Annotated in this window: 18 protein-coding genes; 7 read left to right on the top strand and 11 right to left on the bottom strand. The window is 65.0% G+C overall.

Annotated elements, in window-relative coordinates; genetic code table 11:
- Positions 1-708 (bottom strand): SapC family protein, encoded by a 708-nt coding sequence (locus L286_RS32065; RefSeq protein WP_031286358.1) that lies wholly within the window; start codon positions 706-708, stop codon positions 1-3.
- Between the two features lie 278 nt (positions 709-986).
- On the opposite strand from L286_RS32065, the gene L286_RS32060 reads away from it, so the two are divergent.
- The 6 genes from L286_RS32060 to L286_RS32035 all read left to right on the top strand — a co-directional run bounded on the left by L286_RS32060 (position 987) and on the right by L286_RS32035 (position 12,075).
- Positions 987-3,893, top strand: coding sequence for a TonB-dependent receptor (locus tag L286_RS32060; RefSeq protein ID WP_020819750.1), 2,907 nt, complete (start codon positions 987-989; stop codon positions 3,891-3,893).
- Positions 3,894-3,913: 20 nt separating this feature from the next.
- Complete coding sequence (locus tag L286_RS32055) at positions 3,914-5,500, top strand: tryptophan halogenase family protein (RefSeq protein WP_020819749.1); 1,587 nt, start codon at positions 3,914-3,916, stop codon at positions 5,498-5,500.
- A 112-nt stretch (positions 5,501-5,612) separates the two neighbouring features.
- Positions 5,613-6,743: a glycoside hydrolase family 43 protein gene (locus L286_RS32050; protein ID WP_020819748.1), complete on the top strand. Its 1,131-nt coding sequence runs from the start codon at positions 5,613-5,615 to the stop codon at positions 6,741-6,743.
- A gap of 101 nt (positions 6,744-6,844) precedes the next feature.
- Positions 6,845-9,469, top strand: a complete 2,625-nt coding sequence (locus L286_RS32045) for a glycoside hydrolase family 3 C-terminal domain-containing protein (RefSeq protein WP_020819747.1) — start codon at positions 6,845-6,847, stop codon at positions 9,467-9,469.
- A gap of 40 nt (positions 9,470-9,509) precedes the next feature.
- Positions 9,510-11,078, top strand: a complete 1,569-nt coding sequence (locus tag L286_RS32040) for an alpha-N-arabinofuranosidase (RefSeq protein WP_020819746.1) — start codon at positions 9,510-9,512, stop codon at positions 11,076-11,078.
- Positions 11,079-11,103: 25 nt separating this feature from the next.
- Positions 11,104-12,075: an alpha/beta hydrolase gene (locus L286_RS32035; protein ID WP_020819745.1), complete on the top strand. Its 972-nt coding sequence runs from the start codon at positions 11,104-11,106 to the stop codon at positions 12,073-12,075.
- 245 nt (positions 12,076-12,320) lie between these two features.
- Here the strand turns inward: L286_RS32035 and L286_RS49520 are convergent, their stop codons facing one another.
- Both L286_RS49520 and L286_RS49255 read right to left on the bottom strand, forming a co-directional pair.
- Entirely contained in the window at positions 12,321-12,449 is a 129-nt protein-coding gene (locus tag L286_RS49520) for a hypothetical protein (protein ID WP_268745331.1), read from the bottom strand.
- Between the two features lie 128 nt (positions 12,450-12,577).
- A complete protein-coding gene (locus L286_RS49255) occupies positions 12,578-13,969 on the bottom strand; it encodes a sugar transferase (RefSeq protein WP_031286355.1) in 1,392 nt (463 codons plus the stop codon).
- A gap of 290 nt (positions 13,970-14,259) precedes the next feature.
- Between L286_RS49255 and L286_RS32025 the strand changes: the two genes are divergently transcribed.
- Positions 14,260-14,676: a hypothetical protein gene (locus tag L286_RS32025; RefSeq protein ID WP_125445806.1), complete on the top strand. Its 417-nt coding sequence runs from the start codon at positions 14,260-14,262 to the stop codon at positions 14,674-14,676.
- Positions 14,677-14,892: 216 nt separating this feature from the next.
- Here the strand turns inward: L286_RS32025 and L286_RS32020 are convergent, their stop codons facing one another.
- From L286_RS32020 to L286_RS31985, 8 genes are all read right to left on the bottom strand, one after another.
- On the bottom strand, positions 14,893-15,519 hold the full coding sequence (locus L286_RS32020) for a response regulator transcription factor (protein WP_020819742.1): 627 nt from the start codon (positions 15,517-15,519) through the stop codon (positions 14,893-14,895).
- A complete protein-coding gene (locus L286_RS32015; protein WP_020819741.1) occupies positions 15,506-17,458 on the bottom strand; it encodes a PAS domain-containing sensor histidine kinase in 1,953 nt (650 codons plus the stop codon). The genes L286_RS32020 and L286_RS32015 overlap by 14 nt, the downstream gene beginning before the upstream one ends.
- A 262-nt stretch (positions 17,459-17,720) precedes the next feature.
- Positions 17,721-19,181 (bottom strand): lipopolysaccharide biosynthesis protein, encoded by a 1,461-nt coding sequence (locus L286_RS32010; protein WP_020819740.1) that lies wholly within the window; start codon positions 19,179-19,181, stop codon positions 17,721-17,723.
- A 10-nt stretch (positions 19,182-19,191) separates the two neighbouring features.
- Positions 19,192-19,749 carry an acyltransferase gene (locus L286_RS32005; RefSeq protein ID WP_013053803.1) on the bottom strand — a complete coding sequence of 186 codons (558 nt, stop codon included), beginning with the start codon at positions 19,747-19,749 and terminating at the stop codon, positions 19,192-19,194.
- Positions 19,746-20,276, bottom strand: a complete 531-nt coding sequence (locus tag L286_RS32000) for an acyltransferase (RefSeq protein ID WP_020819739.1) — start codon at positions 20,274-20,276, stop codon at positions 19,746-19,748. Before L286_RS32000 ends, L286_RS32005 begins: the two co-directional genes overlap by 4 nt.
- A gap of 4 nt (positions 20,277-20,280) precedes the next feature.
- Positions 20,281-20,511 (bottom strand): acyl carrier protein, encoded by a 231-nt coding sequence (locus L286_RS31995; protein WP_020819738.1) that lies wholly within the window; start codon positions 20,509-20,511, stop codon positions 20,281-20,283.
- Positions 20,511-22,307, bottom strand: coding sequence for an HAD-IIIC family phosphatase (locus tag L286_RS31990; protein ID WP_020819737.1), 1,797 nt, complete (start codon positions 22,305-22,307; stop codon positions 20,511-20,513). Before L286_RS31990 ends, L286_RS31995 begins: the two co-directional genes overlap by 1 nt.
- Positions 22,308-22,310: 3 nt before the next feature.
- Positions 22,311-23,508: hypothetical protein (locus tag L286_RS31985; RefSeq protein WP_021223275.1), on the bottom strand; the 1,198-nt coding region annotated here is incomplete at its 5' end.

The following is a 23,508-nucleotide window of genomic DNA, read 5'->3' as shown; positions in this document are numbered from 1 at the left end:
TCAGGCCGGCACGGCCAGCCGCTCGTTGCGGCGGCGGGCCATCAGCGCGATATGCCGCAGCGACCCGATCATCGCATAGGCGCTTTGCATATGGCCGGCGCGGAACAGCTTGAGCGCCGCCGCGTCGTCGAGATCGCCGAGCGCGTCGAGGCTGATCGTATAGAGCCCGTCGAGTCGCAGCCGCTCCCCGTCGTCGAAGTTGAGCGAGATGTCGATCGGCTCGATCAGGCGATGGGCCAGCATCTCCGCGATGAAGGCGTCGGTCGCCTCCGCGTTCGCCATCAGGCGGCCGAGCGCGCTCTGCACCGCCTTGAGCGATGCGGTCGGCGCCCCCTGCGCATCGAACAGCGATTCGCCCTCCTGCCCGGCGAAACGGTCCGCGAAACGGTCATGGCCGGGGTCGAAGGCGATGCTCTCCCCCAAGGCGAAGAAACCCTCCCGGTCCGCCTCCAGCGGCCGGAATGCCGGCCGACCGTCGGGCGAATCGATCAGCCATTCCCCCTTCCTGAAGCCCATGAGCGCGCCGGCATAGAAGGCGCCGGTCTCCGCATGCTTGGAAAACAGCAGCGGGCAGGCGACGGCCGCCGCCGGAAATTCGCCTACCACGATCCTGACGAAGGGATCGGCCCCCTGATGCGCGGGCCGCATCCGCAGGGCCGCGTGAAGCTCGCTGTTCAGCAATTCCACCGTTTCCATATCCTCTCCCATCCTGTCGCCGTGCCCGGCCTGTCGCTTCGGACGGCTTTTTCCCCATGCGGAGGCCGCATCCTGGCCTATTATGATTACGCATACAATTCCGCTTGATCACGCGTTTAGATAGCGCTACCATTTTCCTCGGACAAAAAGAAGACCTGGGTGAGGATGATCGAATCCGCTTAGAAAAGCGGGGCAAATCACCCTGATCAAGAAAACATGATCGCCGCGGCAATAGTGCTGCGGCGTTTGGGCGAGATTGTCTGAACAAGGGGAGGATCATGACGTATAGAATGAACAAAGCCGAGCAGGGGCGTGGCCGTGCCGCGCTGGCCGCGACGGCAAGCCTGCTGGTCCTGGCCATCGCGACGCCGGTCCATGCGCAGGAGGCAGCGCAGGATGCCGCTGCCCCATCGGCGAGCGAGGCCGACATCATCGTCACGGGCATTCGCGGCTCGTTGCAGCGCAACCTCGACATCAAGCGCGAATCATCGGGCGTCGTCGACGTCATCTCGGCCGAGGACATCGGCAAATTCCCGGATTCGAACGTCGCAGCGTCGCTCCAGCGCCTGCCGGGCGTGTCGATCAATCGCGCCGGTTCGCGCGGCGAGCCGGACGGCATCACCGTTCGCGGTTTCGCGGGAGACTTCAACGAAACCCTTATCGACGGCCGCAGGATTTCGACGGCTACCGGCGGTCGCTCGGTCGACTTCACCACTGTCGGATCGGACTTCGTGGGTCAGTTGGCAGTCCTCAAGACGCCCGACGTTTCCTTGTCGAGCAGTTCTATCGGCGCCACCGTCAATATTTCCTACCCCAAGCCCTTCGATCGCCCCGGCACTCGCGTCGCGATGAGTGCGGCCGGATCGGTGCAGGATGATGCCGGCAAGATCGTGCCGACGATCGGCGGCCTGTTCAGCACCACCTTTGCCGACGACACCATGGGCATCCTTGTCGACGCGGTCTATACCCGTCGCGACACCCAGGTGAACCGCGTCTATGTTTCGGGTTGGCAGGGCGGCCGGTTCGCGCCGTGCCAGCTTGCAGGCAGCACCGCCGCAAGCTGTTCGCCGACGTCGGATACTGAATCCGCCGCCTGGGCGACCCCGACCAACCGGCAGAATGTCGTCGGCTGGTATCAGCAGCAATATGGCGCCGACCAGCGCTATACCAAGGATGAACGCATCGACGGCCGCATCGCCTTCCAGTGGCAGCCTTCGGACGACGTGCTGCTGACCATCGACGACAATTATTCGCGCCAGAAGATCGTGACCGACATTTCCGGTTTCGGCATGTGGTTCAACCAGGGCGACCTGCGCAATGTGGAGCAGGACGAGAACGGCACGACGATCAATTTCATCCAGGCGGGCACGCCGACCGACTTCACGGCCGGTCGCGACAGCCGTCTGCTGGAAACCAATCAGGTGGGCGTCAACCTGAAGTGGGATGCGACCGACAATCTGAAGTTCGAAGCCGACGCCTCCTACGCCAAGAGCCGGCAGAACCCCGGCAACCGCATCGGCAGCGAGAATGGCGACATCGGCTATGGCGGCCTGCTCGGCACGGCGCTGGGCGTCCGCGTGACCGGCGACAGCAAGAACAGCTTCCCCGAACTGACGACCTATGGCCCGGCCGGCGATCAGTCGCGCTGGAGCGATCCCACCATCATCGGTTCGCACGTCACCGTGCGGTCGGTCCAGAAGAACTCCGATGAGATCAAGCAATTCCGTCTCGGCGGCACCTGGGAGGACGACAGCTTCCGCGTGAAGTTCGGCGGCCGCTATATGGAGGACCGCTTCAGGCTGGAGAACCGCAACACCTTCGCCAATAATTTCTGGCAGGCCTATGCAGGCTACGGCACACCTTCGGGCCGGAATACGGGCGTGCCGATCCCGACCAGCCTCTATGGTCGTCCGATCAGCCTGAACAACTGGATTCCGGGCTTCTCCGGCAATCTGCCGCCGGAACTGCTGGCCTATGACCCCCGCGCCTATCAGGAATATCTGGAAGGCCTGGGCAATCCGCAGACGACGAACATCCCGGGCTTCAACTATGCCGACCCCACGGTCGGGCCGAATTTCACGGGAGCCTTCGACCTCGCGCTCGATCCCGGCAGCGTCCAGGACATCAGGGAACGAACCTGGTCCGCCTATGTCAGCGTGAATTTCGAACATGAGATTGCGGGGATGCCGTTCCGCTTCAATGCGGGCGTTCGCGAGGAGATCACCAACCTGACGTCCAGCGGCGTCGGTCGCCTGCCCATTGCCCTTACGGGCAGCGCCGCCGACCCGACGCTCCTCAACGTCACCTTCTCCGAAAGTCAGCCGATCTCGACCAAGAGCAGCTATTCCTATCTGCTTCCCAGTCTGGACCTGAAGCTGGAGGTGACGGACAATTTCCACCTTCGCTTCGACGCATCGCGCACATTGACCCGTCCTTCGCTCAACACCCTGACGCCCGTGCTGAACGTCGGCGTGGGCCAACGCGTCGGCGCGCTGACCGCGACCGGCGGCAATCCAAGATTGCAGCCTTTCCTTGCGGACAATTTCGACTTCGCGGCGGAATGGTATTATCAGCGCAACTCCTATGCGGCGGTCAACTTCTTCATCAAGGACGTGTCGAACTTCATCGTTGCCGGTACGCAGCGCCAGACCATCAACGGCGTGGTCGATCCGACGACGGGCCAGCCGGCCGTCTTCACCGTGTCGCAGCGCGTCAACGGCCCGTCCGCGACGATCAAGGGCGTGGAACTGGCATGGCAGCATGTCTTCGGCGACAGCGGCTTCGGTTTCAATGCCAACGCCACCTTCGTCGACACGAACAAGCCCTATGACAGGACCGACCTGTCGCAGAGCGGTTTCGCGGTGACCGGCCTTGCCAACAGCGCGAACTTCGTGGGTTTCTACGACAAGAACGGCTTTCAGATCCGTGCCGCCGTCAACTGGCGCGACAAGTATCTGCAGGCCTTCGGCCAGGCGCAGAACAATTCTGCCTTCGGCGCCGAACCGACCTTCGTGAACGAGGCGCTGCAGGTCGACCTCAGCACCAGCTTCGACATCACGAAGCAACTGACCATCTTCGGCGAGGCGCTGAACCTCACCAATGAGACGGTCAGCACCCATGGTCGGTTCAGCAACCAGTTGCTGGACGTCTATGCCTATGGCCGGCGGTACACCGCAGGCGTTCGTTACCGCTTCTAACCTGTCTCGCCCTGGAGGGGATGTCGGTTGACATCCCCTCCCTTTTCATGGGTAATTTCGACATGATCCATCCCGTCCGCAACATCGTGATCGTCGGCGGCGGGACCGCCGGATGGCTGACCGCCGGCGTGATCGCCGCCCGCCATCGCAGCCGCATCGGCAACGGCTTCACCGTGACCCTGGTCGAATCCCCCAACACCCCGATCATCGGCGTGGGCGAAGGGACATGGCCGACGCTGCGCACCACCCTGTCGCGCATGGGCATTTCCGAAACCGACCTGTTCCGCGAGTGCGACGCCGCGTTCAAGCAAGGGGCGCGCTTCGCCCGATGGACGACGGGAACGCCCGACGACGGCTATTACCACCCGCTGATGCTGCCCCAGAATTTCGGGCAGGTGAACCTGGCGCCCCATTGGCTGGCGGGCGACGGAGACGAAAGTTTCTGCGACAGCGTCTGTTCGCAGGGCCGCATCTGCGACGACGGCCTGGCGCCCAAGACGATCGCCACCGCCGAATATGACGCGCTGGCCAACTATGCCTATCATCTCGATGCGGGCAAGTTCGCGCCCTTCCTGCAACGCCATTGCACCGAAAAGCTGGGCGTGCGCCATGTCCAGGCCGATGTGGAGCAGGTGCTGATGAAGGAGGATGGCGACATCCGCGCCATCCGCACCACCCAGGCCGGCGAGATCGAAGGCGACCTGTTCGTCGACTGCACCGGATTCAAGGCGCTGCTGATCGAAGGCGCGATGAAGGTGCCGTTCAGGGACTGCAACGACGTGCTGTTCTGCGACACCGCGCTCGCGATGCAGGTGCCCTATGATCGGCCCGACAGCCCCATGGCGTCCCACACCATTTCCACCGCGCAGAGCGCGGGCTGGATCTGGGACATCGGCCTGCCGACCCGGCGCGGCATCGGCCATGTCTATTCCAGCAACCATATCTCGGACGAAGAGGCGGAACGGGAACTGCGCGCCTATATCGGCCCGCCGGCCGAAGGGCTGAGCGCGCGGAAGATCCCGATCCGTTCGGGCCATCGCGAAACCTTCTGGAAGGGCAATTGCGTCGCCGTCGGGCTGGCGGCCGGCTTCCTCGAACCGCTGGAGGCGTCGGCCATCGTCCTCATCGAACTGTCGGCCAAGATCATCGCCGAACAGATGCCCGCCTGCCGCGAGGTGATGGACATCGTCGCGTCCCGCTTCAACGCGACGACCCATTATCGCTGGGGCCGGATCATCGATTTCCTGAAGCTGCATTATGTGCTGACGAAGCGCACAGACAGCGATTTCTGGCGTGACAATGTCCGGGAGGAGACGATTCCCGATCGTTTGCAGGAACTGATGCTGCTGTGGCGCTATCAATCGCCCTGGTTCCTCGACGAGTTCGACCGGGTGGAGGAGGTCTTCCCGGCGGCGAGCTACCAATATGTGCTCTACGGCATGGGCTTCCGCACGGAGGTCGACCGGCCCGCCCTGGCGCGCGACGCCCATCTGGCGGATCGCGCGCGGCGGGAAAACGCCGCCATGACGGCGAAGCTGCGCGCCGGCCTGCCGCGCCATCGCGACCTGATCGACAAGATCGTGACCCATGGGTTGCAGCCGGTCTGACCGGCCCGCCTGCTGGACGTCGGCATGGCCATCGGCCATATAATTTGTCGTACAAGATTGCCTTCACAAAATGGTAGCGCTATCGTAATAGCAATAACCGGAGAGGATCAGCATGCCCATCAAGTTGCGCCCATTGGAAGTCCTGCCGCTCGCCGCCCTGTTGCTCGCCGCCGGATGCCAGCAGCCGCAGACGGCGAACGAGGCCGAGCCGAAGGCCGCAGCGAAGCGCGATGCGTCCGAATATCTGTCGCAGCCGCTGGTCACGGACATCTACACCGCCGACCCCTCCGCCCATGTGTGGAACGGGAAGATCTACGTCTATCCCAGCCACGACATCGACGGGCCGACGCCGGAGGACGATCTGGGCGGCCATTTCGAGATGCGCGACTATCGCATCCTGTCGATGGACAGGATCGGCGGCCCCGTGACGGTCGGCCCGGTGGCGCTGGACGTGAAGGACGTGCCCTGGGCCGACAAGCAGATGTGGGCGCCGGACGCCGCGTACAAGAACGGCACCTATTATCTCTACTTCCCCGCCAAGGACAAGGCGGGCGCCTTCCGCATCGGCGTCGCCACGTCGAAGGACCCGATGGGTCCGTTCAAGGCGCAGCCGCAGCCGATCAAGGGCAGCTATTCGATCGATCCCGCCGTCTTCACCGATGACGACGGATCGAGCTACATCTATTTCGGCGGCATCTGGGGCGGGCAGCTTCAGCGCAATGTCGACGGCAAATATGATCCCAACGGGTCGAAGACCGACTTGGGACAGGACGACAAGCCCGCGCTGGCGCCCCGCGTCGCGAAGCTGACCAGCGACATGCTGGAATTCAGCGAAACGCCCCGCGCGATCCAGATCCTGGACGACAAGGGCAAGCCGCTGCTGGGCGGCGACCATGACCGCCGCTTCTTCGAGGCGTCGTGGATGCACAAATACAAGGGCAAATATTATTTCAGCTATTCGACCGGCGACACCCACTATCTGGTCTATGCCGTCGGCGATTCGCCCTATGGCCCCTTCACCTACAAGGGCCGCATCCTGGAGCCGGTGGAAGGCTGGACCACCCATCATTCCATCGTCGAATGGAACGGGAAATGGTGGCTGTTCTATGCCGACAGCCAGTTGTCGGGCCAGACCCGCCTGCGCAACGTGAAGGTGACCGAACTGCATTACAATCCCGACGGCACGATCCGGACCATCAATCCCTTCGTCGCCAAGGCGGCGAAGGACAGCGCGGCCCATTGAGCGCGCCGGGCGCGGGGGAAGTGCCATCCCCCGCGCCCTACCGACCAGGGCAAGAACTACCAGGCGACGCTGAAAACGGCGCGCTCCTTGGGGAAACGATCATGAAGACCGCTTTCGCGTTGCGCGCGGCCGGCGCAATATTGTGCCTTGCGACCTCGGCAATCGCCCATGCCCAGGCCAGCGACATATGGGCGGAGGCCGACGGCAAGGCACGGGCCATCGTCGACAGGCTGACGCTGGACGAGAAGGTCGGGCAGCTCCTGAACGTCGCGCCCGCCATTCCGCGCCTGGGCATCCCGGCCTATAACTGGTGGACCGAGTCCCTGCACGGCGCGATCGGCGCGGTGCCCACGACCAATTTCCCTGAACCCATCGGCCTCGCCGCGACCTTCGACGCGCCCTTGATCCAGCAGGTCGCCGCCGCCATCGGCACGGAGGTCCGCGCGCTGCATACGCTGGGGCGGCGGACGGGACATCTCGGCCGGATCGGCACGGGCCTCGACACATGGTCGCCCAACATCAACATCTTCCGCGATCCGCGCTGGGGCCGGGGGCAGGAAACCTATGGCGAAGACCCCTATCTGACGGCGCGGATCGGCGTCGCCTTCGTCCAGGGAATGCAGGGGGACGATCCGGACCTGCCCCTGGTCGTCGCCACGCCCAAGCATTTCGCGGTCCATAGCGGCCCGGAACCCAGCCGCCATACCGACAATATCTTCGCCACGCCCCGCGATCTGGAGGACACCTACCTGCCCGCCTTCCGCGCCGCGATTGTCGAGGGCAAGGCCGGGTCGATCATGTGCGCCTATAATCGCGTCGACGGGCAGCCGGCCTGCGGCAGCCACATGCTGCTCAAGGATTATCTGCGGGGCGCATGGGGCTTCAAGGGCTATGTCGTGTCCGACTGCGACGCCGTGGTCGACATTTACGAACATCACAAATATGCGCCCGACGCCGCCACCGGCGTCGCCGTCGCGCTGCGCCACGGGGTCGACAGCGAATGCAACAACGCCACGCTGGGCGGGCGCGCCGACCTGGGCGATCGGTACAAGGAATCGCTGGCGCGGGGCCATATCGCCATGGGCGACATCGACGCCGCCCTCGTCCGGCTCTTTTCCGCGCGATACCGCAATGGCGACCTGCCGGGCCTGTCCTCCCGCAAGCCCAACGCGACCCCGCCGAGCGCGATCGGCACGCCCGATCATCAGGCGCTGGCGCTGAACACCGCGGAAAAGAGCCTGGTGCTGCTCAAGAATGACGGCATCCTGCCGCTCAGGCCCGGCGCGAAGATCGCGCTGGCCGGGCCTTTGGCGGATGCGACCCGCGTGCTGCGCGGCAATTATTCCTCCGCCAAGAGCGCGCCGCCCATTTCGGTCGCGGAGGGCCTGAAGCAGGTCATGGGCGCGGGTGCCGTGACCGTGATCCCCTTCAGCCCATCGATCACGGACGGCGACCTCGTCCCCGGCACCGCGCTGCTGACGCCGGACGGCAAGCCGGGGATCAAGGCCGAATATTTCAACGCCGCGGGCAAGGACCAGTTTGCTGCCCGGCCGGTGCTGACGCGGACCGAAACCAGCATCGTGTCGCGGGCGGCCGAGTTCAAACAGGTGTCAGACCAGCATCGGGTCCGCTGGAGCGGCTATCTGGTCGCGCCCGAAACCGGCCTCTATCGGCTGGCCCTGACAGGAGTGAAGGGCGACGTCTCGCTGAACGGCAAGCCCGTCGTCTCCGCCAGCGACTATTCGCGCTGGGCGGAACCGCTCAAGCTGGTCGACGTGCGCATGACCAAGGGCGAGCGCTACGCCATCCGCCTGCAGGGCGAGAGCGGCGTCGCCGCCAGCCCGGCGATCTTCTGGAAACGCGTCACCGACGATCTCGACCGTGATCTGACGGCCGGCGCGAAGGATGCGGACGTCGTGGTCGCCGTGGTCGGCCTCACCTCCGACCTGGAGGGCGAGGAGATGCCCGTCAAGGTGGAGGGTTTCGACGGCGGCGACAGGACGACGCTGGACCTGCCCGCGGACCAGCGCGCCTTCCTGGAAAAGGCCAGGGCGCTGGGCAAGCCGCTGGTGATCGTCGCCATGAACGGCAGCGCCATCGACCTGTCCTGGGCGAAGGAGAATGCCGCCGCCATCGTCGAAGCCTGGTATCCGGGCCAGTCGGGCGGGCTTGCGGTCGGCAATGTCCTGTCGGGCAGGGCCGATCCGGGCGGACGGCTGCCCGTCACCTTCTACAGGAGCGTCAATGACCTGCCGCCCTTCACCGACTATGGAATGGAAGGTCGCACCTATCGCTATTTCAGGGGGAAGCCCGTCTACCCCTTCGGCCACGGCCTCAGCTATACCAGCTTCCGCTATGCGCCGCTGACGGTCGAGCCGGTGGACGGTTCGGTCGAGAAAGGCCTCAAGGTCCGCACCACCATCACGAACACGGGCGCAAGGGCGGGCGACGATGTCGCGCAACTCTACATCACGCCGCCACGGTTCGAGGGCGCGCCCAACCTTGCCCTGCGCGGCTTCCAGCGCGTGACGCTGAAGCCCGGCGAGACCCGGAATGTGGAATTCACCTTGAGCCCCCGCGACCTCAGCTTCGTCACCATGGCGGGGGAGCGCGGGCTGATACCGGGCGATTATGGCCTCAGCATCGGCAGCGGCCAGCCGGACGACGGCGCGCAGGTCCAGCAGGCCCGCTACAGCATCGCCCGGATGATCCCGCTGCCCAAATAGGTTTCGCCCGTTCCGCCGCCATTTTCCGAAGAGGACGACCATGATCAAGACCCTGCGCCGCACGACCGCCGCCTTGCTTCTCTGCGCCAGCGCATTGGCGGCGACGACCGCCAGCGCCGATACCGACGGCAGGCCGACCACCGCCACCATCCATGCCGACCGGCCCGGCCCGGTCTATGACCGCCGCATCTTCACGCAATTCGCCGAGCATCTGGGCCATGGCATCTATGGCGGACTGTGGGTCGGCAACGATCGGTCGATCCCCAACACCAACGGTTTCCGCAACGACGTGGTGGCGGCGCTGCGCAACCTGTCCGTCCCGGTGATCCGCTGGCCGGGCGGCTGCTTCGCCGACGAATATCACTGGCGGGAGGGGATCGGCCCCAAGGGCAAGCGCCCGGTCAAGGTCAACACCAATTGGGGCGGCGTGACCGAGCCCAACAGCGTTGGCACGCATGAATATTTCGAACTGCTGCGGCAGGTCGGCGCGGAAGCCTATATTTCCGGCAATGTCGGCAACGGCACGCCGCAGGAAATGGCGGAGTGGGTCGAATATATCACCGCGCCCGCCGGCAGCCTGGCCGATGAGCGCGCGAAGAACGGGCACAAGCAGCCTTGGGCGCTGCCCGCCTTCGGCATCGGCAATGAGCTGTGGGGCTGCGGCGGCAACATGCGCGCCGAATATGCCGCCGACGTGACGAAGCGCTATTCGACCTTCCTGAAGGTTCCCGCGGGCAAGACGCTGGTGCGGATCGCGTCGGGCGCGAACGGCGGCGACTATAACTGGACCGAAGTGATGATGCGCGACGCGGCCAAGCAACTGGATGCGCTGTCGCTCCATTACTACACTTTGCCCCAGGGCGGCTGGCCCCCCAAGGCCGACCCGGTCAATTTCGACGAGACCGGCTGGGCCGACACGCTGGCCGCCACCTGGAAGATGGACGAGCTGATCGCCGGGCACAGCAAGGTGATGGACAAATATGACCCGCAGAAGCGCGTCTTCCTGGCGGTGGACGAATGGGGCACATGGTATGCGCCCGATCCCGGCACCAATCCCGGCTTCCTGCGGCAGCAGAACACGCTGCGCGACGCGCTGGTCGCCTCCGTCAACCTCGACATCTTCGCCAAACATGCCGACCGGGTGCGCATGACCGCCATCGCGCAGATGGTGAACGTCCTGCAGGCGATGATCCTGACCGAAGGCAGGAAGATGGTGCTCACCCCCACCTATCATGTCTTCGAAATGTACAAGCCCTGGCAGGATGCGACGGTGCTGCCGATCGACATCGACACGCCCTGGTACAACAAGGACAGGTTCGTCATGCCGGCGGTCAGCGGATCGGCGGTCAGGGCCAGGGACGGCAAGGTCCATGTCGGCCTGTCCAACCTCGATCCCAACCAGACGAATACAGTGACGGTGAAGCTGGACGGGCTGAACGCCGCGAACGTGTCGGGCCGCATCCTGACCGCCCCCGCGATCAATTCGCATAACAGCTTCGACGCGCCGGAGGTGGTGAAGCCTGCAGCCTTCACCGGCGCGCAGGTGAGCGGCGGCACGCTGAGGGTGGCGCTGCCGCCCAAGTCGGTGGTCGTGCTCGACCTGCAATAGGAAATGATGATCAGAGGAGGATGAGATGAAGCATCTATCGGCCCGCAAGGCATCGCGCCGCCCGTTCCGCTTCCCGGCGGCCCGCGCCCTCGCCATCGGCATCGCCGCCTGCGCGCTTGCCGCCCCGGCGCTGGGGCAGGCGCAGGACGACAGGATGACGCCCATCGCCGCCCCGGCCCAGCCCGACGCGATCGAACTGGGCACCGGCGCACTCCCCGGCGCCACGGCGAAGGAAAGCTGGCACCGCCAATATGGCAGCCGTTTTGCCCGCAACGTCACCGTCGCGACGCTGACCCCCTTCCTGCCCGATCCCGCCAAGGCGTCGGGGGCGGCGGTCGTCGTCGCGCCGGGCGGAGGCTTCCGCACGCTTTCCATGGACAATGAGGGCTATGACGTCGCGCGGGCGCTGGCGGCCAAGGGAGTCGCCGCCTTCGTGCTGAAATATCGGCTGCGCCAGACGCCCGCCGACATGGCGGGTTTCGAACGGTCGATGCAGGAGATGTTCTCCGGCGCGGCCAGGGCGCCGCTGCCCGCCCCCGCATCGGCGGCGACAGACCTTGCCCCGCAACTGGCGGATTCCACCGCAGCCTTCCGCCTGATCCGCGCCCGCGCTGCGCAATGGCATGTCGACCCCGACCGGATCGGCATGATCGGCTTTTCCGCCGGCGCGATGCTGACCATGGCGACGACGCTGTCGGCCACGGAAGCGAAGCCCGCCTTCATCGGCAATATCTACGGTCCGCTGGGCAGCATGACCGTGCCGCAGGACGCGCCGCCGATGTTCGCCGCCATCGCCGCCGACGATCCGCTGTTCGGCAATCGCGACTTCAAGCTGATCGACGACTGGCGCACGGCGCGTCGGCCGGTGGAATTCCACCTATACGAGCAGGGCGGCCACGGCTTCGGCATGTATCCCAAGGCGACCACCAGCACCGGCTGGTTCGACGCCTTCGTGCGGTGGGTCGACATGCACGGCATGCTCAAGAAGGTGCGGTAACATAGTGGAGTGGAGGAGTTGATCTCATACCGTCGGATCAGCCCCTCCATTCTAGCGTGGACAAATTCAAGACTTGCCGGACTGAGTGATTTGGGTGGGGAGCCGTCATTCCCCTATTCGTCACCCCTCCCCCCTATTCGTCACCCCGGGCTTGACCCGGGGTCCCGCTGCCTTGGGCTGGGCGCGGACTCAGAAAGAAAGCGGGACCCCGGACCAAGTCCGGGGTGACGGTAAATGACGTCCGCTCATGGCCATTTCACAACATTTTCTAATTTGTCCACGCTGCCTAGGAATGGAGGGGCTGATCCGCCGATCAAGTAGCCGCGGAAAACAAGAAATCCGGAGCGGCAATCTGATTCAATCAGATCGAACATGGTCGAGCCTTCATTGCAGGTGCCCCGTCGCCCCGTCCCGCACCGCGATGCGCCGAGGCCATGCCGCGCCTTGTCCCAGTTCCGGCTGAATGAGGGATATTGATCCGAAATGCAGTCTTGCCAAGGGATCAGAAGGCGTTTCTGTGCACCAGAATCTGGACGGTGCCGAACAGGATCACGATGTCGCGCATCAGGCTCCATCCATTCATATATTCAAGATCGGCTTCCACCCTCTGCAAAATATCCGCCCTGGTTTCCGTGGCGCCCCTGAAACCGCGAATCTGCGCGAGACCCGTTATTCCGGGTTTCAGCGCATGCCGTTTCCAATATTGGCGGTCGACGCGCCAGAACAATATGTCCTCCGCCGTCGATCCAATGGCATGAGGCCTTGGTCCGACAAGGCTCATCTCCCCCAGAAGGACATTGATGAGCTGCGGCAATTCATCGATGCTGGTCCGGCGGATGAACCGGCCGACCCGCGTGATCCTGTCGTCCGTCCGGCTGGCCGAGCGTACGCCGTCCATGTCGCATCGCTCCACCTTCATGCTGCGGAATTTGAGGATGCTGAACAGGGTGTTGCCCCGCCCGATCCGCTGCTGACGGAAAAAGACGGGGCCGGGCGAATCCAGCTTGATCGCAACGGCAACGGCGATCATCAGCGGCATCAGCCCGATCAGCAGAGGCACGGTGACGAACAGGTCCAGAAGCCGCTTCGTCGCCCGGTTCGCGAGGTTCAGCGGCCCTCGCGCCACCACCAGCGTGGCCATGTCCTGCCAGCGCCCGACCGTCAGCGGCGCCATGGATTCGACTTCGGGAGAGACGATCTCGCCCAATATATTGCCGCCCTTCAGCATCTGCGCCCAGGTCACCCGCCGCTCGGCAGGGCATGCGACGACCACCCTGTCGTGATCGCGCAGCAACATGCCCAGCCGGTGCAGCATATAGGGGTCGTCCAGATCGGCGCGAAGGCCGATGGCCTGCGCGTCCACCAGGGCCATATGGCCCGGATTTTCCGGGATCGGACAGTCGTCCACGATCAACAGTTCGGCAAACAGCCGCTCCCCGAAATAACGTTCGATAAGGCGGCTCAGCAACAGCCGTTGCGCCAGCAGCAGCCCGCCCGCGCAACCCAGGCCCGCCAGCACCGCGCTGCGCGAGAAGGTCGAGGTCGATTTCACCGCGAACAGCACGAGGAAGAAGATCAGCACCGTGCCGGCAAAGGCCCTTGCGGCATTGCGGCAACTGGTCGTCGCATTGGTCAGGCCGCGGGGATCATAGGCCTGATTGTGAAAGGCGATGATGAGATAGGCCATGAGCAGCGCCGCGACGGAGGCGCCGCTGTCGCGAAGCCCCGCATCCACCGGCGCGAGCGCCAGCCCGACGCTCAGCCCGCATGTCAACGCCACCATGTCCCACAGCGCCAGGGCAAGGCAAAGACAGATCCGCACGGCGCGATGCGCCGCGGCAGGGCCCCGTCCGCCGGCAGGACGGGTCGCCATCGCCAGGTCAATTCTCGACATGCACACCTCATTTTGCGCGCCTGGAGGATGCTCCGTGCCGTTGCACGCATTCGATCGAAACGCAGTTGTTGCAGAATATCTGTTCCGGCGACCTGATCCTTATCCGCGCCAAATCAGACATATTGTCGCTTTACGTGCAATCCGGGAGAATACAGAGGGTTGAGGGATAGCGCGAAATACCGGCCGGTGCGTATTCCTGCGTAGATGACAGATGACGCCTTTCATCTATAGTTCATCCAGGACAGCTTCGCGACGCAGCCGAAAGAGCTGCGATTGGATGATGGAACAGGATGGCAATGATTATCGCGATGGCGGTCGTCTCCGGGATATGGGTGCTTGGGTCCTGTAATCTCTGGCGATTGCAGGACAAGTCGCGGAATATTGTAAGGATCGGGTGGCGGGATCGGCTATTCGCGCTCCTGTGGTTGCCGGTATCGCTTTATCTTCTGGTCATTTCGCTGCCCTATCTCACCTGGGATCTTATCAGGCGAAAGCGGAGAGGACGCACATGGCGCCGGTCGACGCAGGGCGCGAAACGGGCATCGCTGCGGCTGGTGAAATCATCCGCCCGGATGGAGGGCCAGGACAGGCAAGCGGGCCTGCCGCACCCCCCCTATGGCGGATCGCAATTGCAGGTCGTCAAGAGCAGGGCGGCGCCCGAGGATGCCCTGTTCACGATCAGATCGCCGGCAGGACGGCGGCGCTGAAGTTTCAGGAGAGAGTGGGAAAGGCGTCGACGCGCCAGGGATCGGAGGACGAAGGCTTCGCATCCAGGCGCGGTGGAGCGGTTCGACCGGGACTATTGCCGGTCGAACCGCTCCAATGACTCATCCGACCGAAGAAGGCGGCTGAAGGCGATCCATTCGGGGGATTGCCCGATCCGGGGCGGAAGCAACGGCCCGCCAATCGCCGGCCGGCGTTTCTCAGCAATCCAGTTGCCGGCCGATCCCGGCGGCAAAGGCCACGCGCAAGGCATCGGACAAGCTTCGCGTCTCCAGCTTGGACATCAGATTGGCGCGGTGGATTTCCACGGTGCGCGGGCTGATGCCCAATTGCAGCGCGATATGCTTGTTCGGCAGGCCCATGGTCAGCCCCGACAGCACGTCGCGCTCCCTGGGGGTGAGCTTTTCCACCATGGCCCCTGCGCGCACTGCCCGCTGGCGGCGCGCCCCGGTATCCTGGAACAGCATCCAGCAATTTTCGACCGCGCGCAGCAGCGTCTCCCGCTCAAACGGCTTCACCAGGAAATCGACCGCGCCCATCTTCATCGCCGTCACGGTGGAGGCGATGTCGCCATGGCCGGTCAGCATGATGATGGGGAAATAGAGTTCCGCCTCGTTCAGTCGCCGCTGCACCTCTATCCCGTCCATTTCCGGCATGCGCAGGTCCATGATCACGCAACCCAGCGGCTCGTTCGCGGCGGCCGCCAGAAAATGCGTGCCGCGCTGCCAGGTGCGGACCGTATAGCCCTCCAGTTCCAGCAGGAAGGCCGTCGCGGCGCGGACCGAATCCTCGTCATCCACGATGTGGATCAGCTTAGTGGGTTCCAATGGCGTTTCCCTTCTTGCGTCTGAGACTGAAACCGAAGCAGCTTCCCGTGACGCTCGGCTCCAGCCAGATCCGTCCGCCATGGGCTTCGACAATGGTGCGACAGATGGAAAGGCCGACGCCGGTCCCCTCTTCCTTGCTGCTGACAAAGGCATCGAAAATCCGGTCCCTGATCGCGGGCGGAATGCCCGATCCGGTATCGGAAACCAGAAAATGCGTGGTGAGTTCGTCCGCCGCCGCGACCCGCACGGTCAGCCGCCGTTCCGGCTCCTCGCGCATGGCGTCGATGGCATTGCGGCAGAGATTGCCGATCACCTGCTGAATCTGGATCGGATCGGCAAAGATCGATCCGGTGCCCGGCGCAACGTCCATGTCCACGGTGACGTCCGCCGCCTCCGCCATCGCGGCGATCAGCGCCAGGCTGCTGCGCACCACATCCTGCGCGTCGTGGATTTCCAGCTGCGCCTCGCCGTCGCTGGCGAAATCGCGCAGGCGGCGCATGATCGCGCCGGCGCGCACCGCCTCCTGCGCGGCGGAGCGGAAGATGCGGTTCAGCTTCGGTCGGTCCGCCTCCTGCCCACGCATCAGCAGGATCGAACTGCCCTCCATATAGGCTGCGAGCGCGGTCAGCGGCTGGTTCAGCTCATGCGCCAGCATCGACGCCATCGCGCCCATCGCGCTGTAGCGGGTGCCGTGCAGCATCTCTGTCTGGAGCAGTTCCAGCCGCGCCTTGGTCGCATCCTGTTCGGTGAGGTCGCGGATGAAGGCGGTATAGTGCGTCTCATGCGCGCCCTCCATCTTCACGAAGCTCATCTCGATGGGAAAGTTGGAGCCGTTGCGGCGCCGTCCGATTAGCCTGCGCGGATAGGATAGCGGCCTGTCGCTCTCTACATGGAGAGGCTCGTCGCGAACCTCTCGCGGCGGCTGCGCTCCGGTCAGCAGATGGTCGAACTCCGCCCCTTCCAGTTCGCACAGGCTATAGCCGAACATGCGGCGGGCGGTGCTGTTCATATAGTCGATCCGCCCTGAAATATCGACGACGAACACCGCGTCCGGCGCGGTTTCCAGGATGGACCGCAATTCCGCTTCGCGTTCCTGCAGGGCGACTTCCTGCGCCCGTTCCGCCGTCACGTCGCGCACCAGCTTGGCGAAGCCCTGAAGCCGGCCCTTGTTGTCGCGCAGCGCCGTCACCACGCAGTTCTGCATGAAGCCGGTGCGGTCGTTCCTGATGAAATGGCAGTCGAATTCGCAACTGCCATGCTCCTTGGCCAGGGCGAAGGCTTCGGCCATATTGTCTTCCATGTCGGGATGCTGGGAATAGAGCAGCGATACCGGGCGATTCAGGATGTCGCGGCTGTCCCAGCCGGTGAAGCGTTCGGCGCCCCGGTTCCAGTGGACGACCCGCCCCTCCACGTCGGTCATGTAGAGGGCATAGTTGACCGATCCGTCCGTGAGCAGCTTCAACTGCTCGGTCAGGCGGTTGACATAGGCGCCCTGCCGCTCCGCCCGCGCACGCCAGAAGGTGGATTTCAGCGCCACCCCATTGGCCGCCACCATGACCAGCAGGAAGGCCAGGCCGTCCTCGCCGCTTCCGCCCCTGATATTCACGTCGACAATGGCATAGATGACCGTCAGCAGGCCGGTGGTGGTGACCGCGCCCGGGCCGATCCCCATCAGGGTCGCGACGAAAATCACGATCAGGGTCAGGACGGCATAGTCCCCGGCAGTCAGCGACGCGACGCCGTTGCGGAAAATCCACGAGGAGGCGAGGAAGACAATGAGCAGCGATGCGATATATTTGCCGACGCCGCTCCAGCGCACTTCGCCCATCCACGCGGCGGGGGCAATCCACGCGGCGGGGGCGAACCGCCGCGACGCATTACGCAGGAATGCCAGCGAGAAGCGCCGTTGAAGGCGCTCCCCGGCATCGGTTGCAAGCATAGCTTTTGACTCCGCGCTTATAGCCCAGAACTATTTCTTGCGACCCTGGCTTACCCTATTTTATTGGAGCCGCCGGGATCAGCCCGACTCAGCTCATGCTTTATCCCCCTAAGCCAGCCCTTCCTAAGGGAAATAGCTTAAGGGGAATTGCTGCGTTGCAACAGTGGTAACAGCATGGTTACGGATTGCCTAGTAGGTATTGCTACGGAATTTTACATCATTACGGCAATAAAACCGCGCAAGAGCAATATATTAACATAGATTATGCCGCGCCATAGCGCCCCCGGGCGAACATCAGGAGCTGCGCCAGGGCGTTTCGCCCAAGCAACAGGAGCGCAACGCCATAGGCCAGCGCTCCGGTAAGGATGGTGACGGTCAGGACTTCCGCCGGGGCCATCTGAACGAGAAAGGGCCGCGCGCCCAGAACGCATCCCGCCATGGCCGCGGAAGCGAACAATCCCAGCCGAACGGCGCGCCAATAATCGCCCCAGCCGATCGGCAGCAGCAGGACCACGCCCAGGACGGAGAGCGGATAGAGCAGCCAGGCGCGCAGGGTGAAGGCGGCGGCGATCGCGCCCGGCCCCTGATCCGCCGTCACGAAGAAGAGGGTGCAGTTCACCACGGCATAGAGCGCGGCGAGCCACGTCTGCCATTGCGGCTTGCCAAGGGCGAGCATGAGCGACTGGTTATAGATGCCGATCGCCTGGAGCGCGCCGAAGAGGCTGAGATATTGCATCACCGGCACCGCCCCCGCCCAGCGCGATCCGAAGACGAGATGGATGAAGGGATCGGCCACCAGCGCCATGCCGACAAAGGCCGGGGTGGTGATCAGCGATGTCGCGGATACGAGCTTGAGGAAGGCCGCCGCCAGTCGCGGCGGATCATGCTTGAGCTGGGAGAAGGCCGGGAAGGCCACGCGGGAGAGGGCCCGCGCCAGCAGCAGGTTGGCGGCCAGCAGCGCGCGCTTGCCGACCGTGTAGACGCCCGCCGCCGCCGCGCCCAGCACGACGCCCACGATCAGCACGTCGGAGTTGGAATTGAAGAAATTGGCGATGCCCGTCAGCGTCACATGGCGGCTGTAGAAGAAGATTTCCCGTCCCTTCTGCCGCGCGAAGCGGAAGCGCGGCCGCCGGGGGCACGCCGCCCAGAGGATCGCGGCGCCGACCAGCGCGGTCGCCAGATTCTGCATCACCAGCGCCGTCAGCCCATAGCCTGCCATGGCCATGGGAATGCCGACCAGCGCGCCCGCCATGGTCGACAGGGTGGATCGCACCGCCAGCGGCCGCATCATCAGCGCCCGCGTCAGCCAGGCCTGCGGCACGACGTTCAGCGCGGAAAGGAAATTGGCGATGCTGAGCCAGCGCAGCACCCATGCCAGGCCCGGCTGGTCCAGCGCCCGCTCTGCAACGCCGGCGCAGGCCAGGGTGAGCAGCAGCATCAGCGCGCCCAGGGCGAAGGCGATCCAGAAGGCGGTATCGTCCAGGTCGGGATCGTCGCGCCCGGCGCTGACCATAGGGGCGCTGATGCCCGACAGCACGGTCATCTGGAAGAACTGCCCCGCCAGCAGCGCCATGGCGACCACCCCCAGCGCCGCGGCGTCGACATAGCGGGCGACGATCATGAAGGCGAGGAACTGAAGCGCCTGCACGCTCCAGCTTTCGACCAGCGACCAGGCCATGCCCGATCGGATTTTCCCGGCTATGCCGCCAGCGGTTGCGGACATGATGCTTCCCTTATTGTCTTATGAAATCGTCGCCCGCGCGGACATGCTTGACGAAACTGGCCGGATTGCCGCGCCAGAGCTGGCGGGAGGGAACATCCTGGAACACCACGGCGCCCGCGGCGATGACGCTGTGATCCCCGATCGACACGCCCGGCAGGATCGTGGCGTTGCGCCCGATCCAGACATTGCGGCCGATGCGGATCGGCCGGGGCCGGGCGGCATGCCCTTCATGCACGGCATGAAAGCTGGTGTCGAACAGGCTGGCATGATCCCCGATGCGGCTGAAGGCGCCGATCTCCACGCTGGCGGCGCTGAAGATGGTGACGCCGCTGTTGAGTGACACCTGATCGCCCAGGACGATCCGGCCGCTTCCGGCGGTCTTCAGCCTGATGCGGACGGGCTCGTTGCGCAGGCGCACAGCCTCCCCCAGGATCAGTTGTCCGGCGAGATAGGGCACGCCGCCGCGCACCCGCAAGGCCCGGCCCGCCTTGCCGCCCGCCGCCCGCAGGCGCCAGCGGGTCCACCGTGCATAAAGGTCGTCGAGCCGGGCGGTGACGAACAGTCTCATCGGCGCGTGAACACCAGCTTGGCGGGATTGCCCGACATGATCGACATGGCGGGCACCCGGCCTGATACCACCGCATTGGGCGCGATGATCGCGCCATCCTCTATCTGGCTGTTGTCCAGGATCACCGCGCCCGCGCCGATCCAGACATTGTTGCCGATGCTGGTCGGGCCGCCCGACTGCAACCCCTGTTCGCGAATCAGCTGGTCGGCGCGGTCATAGCGGTAATTGACGCCGATGATGGAGACGTTCGGGCTGATCAGGCAGTCGTCGCCGATGACGATGCCATGGCTGTGCCCGGCGATGAACACGCCGCAGCCTATGTCGGTCCGCTCCCCGATCCGCACCGGCCCTTCGCTCGCCTTGATCTTCACGAAGGAACTGATCTGAGACTTGCGGCCGATCTTCAGCAGCCTGCTCCATTCCACTTCCGCGCGCGGGCTGACGATCGCGCGCCCGGCGAACAGATGGTAGAGGCTGTGCACGAAGCCCGGAATGGCGAAGCGGCGTATGGCGACACCCATGCGCATGGCGTCACGCCCCGCCCAATGTCCGCGACAATTGTTCCACCGTGCGGATCTCGGCGATCTGATCCATGCTGAGGCGCACACCATATTGCGCCTCGAACGCCGTGATGATCCGCAGATGGGCCAGCGAATCCCAGCCCGGAACCTCGTCCCGGTCGAGGCGCAGGCCGATCCGGGACGGATCGACTTCGATGATGTCGCCGACAAGGTTCAGCAGGTCGTCCATGTTCACAGCCATTATTCCGTCTCCAGCATGATCCAGTCGCAATCCTTGAACGCGACATCCGCCCGGCAAAGCGCATAGTCGGTGCGGTCGCCGCCATCGCTGGCGGCAAAGCCCTGATCGTCGAAAAAGCCGCGCACCGGGCCATTCTTGGCCGTCGGAACATAGGTGCCGTGCAGGGATGCGGCGTCGCTTTCCAGAAAGCGGCGCTTGACCTCGTTCATCATGGCATGCTCCAGGCCCCGGCCCATGGCGCGGCAACTCATCAGGAAATGCCCGATATGGAGCGCCGCGCCCTCCCGCCTCAGGGCGCAGATCCCGACCGTGCCCAATTGCCCGAAGCGGTCGCGCAGATCCGCCACGATAAGCTGCCATGCCGGATCGGTCATCATCGCCTCCACCTCCCCCATGGTGGGGCGGGCGGTGGTCAGGTTGAACTGGTTGGTCTTGTTGAAAAGCTGATGCACTCTCAACAGGTCTGCCGGTCCTGCGTCGCGGACCGCCGCGCGCATGTCGAGGTCGCGCAGATAGTCCATCGGGTCGCAGGAAGCGCACAGCCCATCCCGCCTGGCGGCCAGCGCATAATGTTCGGTCCTGGCCCTGTCCTCCGCCGTCAAGCGGCTTTTTTCGAACCAGGGCAGCGCGTCCAATATGTCGACATAGTCGGATGGGTCGGACGGCAGCAGCACGGCATGGACTTCCGGGCAATATTGCCGCACGGCCGCAATCTCCGCCGCGTTGTCGTCGAGGAACACCAACGCGTCCAGACCGATGTTGAGCTGCCTTGCGATCTTCCCGATACCCGCATATTTGCTGTCCCAGCCTATCGCCGTCGCCGCCATGTCCGACAATTGCAGCGGCATGTCGTCACGCAGGCGGAACACTTCCTCGACATCTTCCGGATTGTTCTTGCTGCACAATGCGAGCAGGATGCCGCGTTCCTTCAGCGCCTTGATCCTGAGCTGGAAGGCGCGGAACGCCTCCCCCACCATGTCGCCGCGCCCGACGCGGATGCCATGGGGGCCGTCCTCGCCCGCCACCCCGCCCCACAGGCTGTTGTCGAGGTCCAGCACCAGGCATTTGCGCGCGGCGCCGAGCGCGCCGACCAGCGCATGGGCGAAGACCGCCCCGAATTCCCGCATCATCGCTTCCGTCCAGCCCAGTCCGGCGACATAGTGCATCCGGCGGTCCACCGCCTGGCGCGTGCCGACCCGGCCCATCGCTGCGACCACGTCGAGCATCATGGCCCTGGGGCGCGCCCGCACCGCGCGGAGCAGCGCCAGGTTCAGGTCCAGGAAGAATTCGCGCTCGCCATAATCGCTGCTGAGGTCCGCGACGCCCAGCGCACTCGCAGGACAGGGGAAATTGGCGACCATGAGCGTCGCCGCGGTGCGCATGACCGCGCTGTCGATCCAGCCCTCGACCTCCGCCATCATGTCGTCGCGCAGGCGATGACGGTCCTCAACGGAAAGCTGGTGGAACCGTTCGAAGGCGTCGGGCCGCATCGCCTCCGCCGACAGCAGCAGGACGATGACGTGGGGGTCGAAGCGCTGGAGCGCCTCGGCATGCAGGGCCTGCATATATTGGCCGAACGGGCTGACATGGAATGCAGACATCTGGCCGACCTTCGCCGCCTCCACGCGCAGGAAGGGGGTGAGAAGGTCCAGCGTGACATTGCCCATCAATGCAACGTGCACGCCGGCCTGCGCCTCCATCTCGCGCAGCAGCCGGCCGGTCTTGCGGTAGTCGAGCGCCGCCGATCCGGCGTGCAGCGACTGCATCATCTCAGCAAAGCCCATCTGGGTGGTCATTTCTCAATCCTTTCCAAGCCGACGCCAGGCGAGGTGCAGGGTGAACAGCGTCGGGATCGCGCCGCCCAGCGTCGCGCCCCATAGAAGCCCGCTGATTCCGCAGGCGGCCCCGGCCAGCGCGCCGCAGACCGTGAGCGCCAGACCCACCACGCCCCATCCGTTGAGCAGCACCAGATCGGCGGGCGATCCCGCCGCCGTGAGCATCGCCCGGGGGAAGGCCATGGCGACCTTCCCCACGCCGTTGGCGCAGGCGGCGAGGATCAGCGCCGGGCCGATGGCATAGAGGCCGCCGGTCACCATGGCGGCGATCCACGGGCCGCAGGCGACAAGGCCCGCCGTCGCCGCGACGATCACCGCCAGCAGCGGCCTGGCCTCCGCCAGCACGATGGCCTGTCGGCGCGCCCGCTGCGCACCGATCAGGCGCGGGGCGAGGGTGAAGCCGACGCCGGACGCGAGCAGGCGGAAGGGGAAGATCGCGACCGACGCCAGCACGCCGAACAGCGCCAGTTCCTTCAGGTCCAGCGGGATCGGGATGATGATCCGTTCGACCTGAAGCGACACCGTGCCGAGGGCGACGAGGCCCAGCATCGATCCCGCCTCGCGCCAGCGGCGGGCCGGGTGGACGGCATCGCCGTCCTTCGCCCTGCGGCGCAGAAGGCCCCAGCCGATCGCGCCGAAGACGATGTTTCCGGCGGCGAATATGGCAAGAGGCGCCGTCCCGTCCTTCAGGCCGAAGGCGACGGCCGCGGTCCCGGCCAGCAACAGGACGAAACTGGCCGAAATCGCAAGCAGCATGGAGGCGCCGGGCACGGCCCGCGCGCGAAGGCCGGTGCTGGTCGCCGCGACCAGCCCGCCGCCGGCAATCGCCAGCGCGGTCAGCCATGCCTCCGCCGGATGCAGTCCGCCCAGCAGGCCTGCCACCATGCCCACCAGTCCGCCCACCACAAGGCCGGAGAGGATCAGGAAAGCCAGCAATCCTTTACCCGCGCGCATCGGCCCGCGCAGGAACAACTGATCGACGCCCAGCGGCGTCAGCAGGCCGAAGATATTGAACAGGGCGACGGCCAGGGTGAAGCGGCCATAAGCCTCCACCGGCAGCTCCCGCGCCAGCAGCAGCATGCCCAGGGTGAAGGCCGCGCCCGACAGGCCGAAGCCCAGCGCGGCGAACAGGCTGGAGGCGGCCTTGTTCGTCGCCCGCGCG

Origin of the sequence: Sphingobium sp. HDIP04, from assembly GCF_000445085.1 — a bacterium.
Taxonomy (GTDB): Bacteria; Pseudomonadota; Alphaproteobacteria; order Sphingomonadales; family Sphingomonadaceae; genus Sphingobium; species Sphingobium indicum.
Note: the sequence above shows the minus strand (reverse complement) of the source record. Positions and strands in the feature narration are given on the sequence as shown.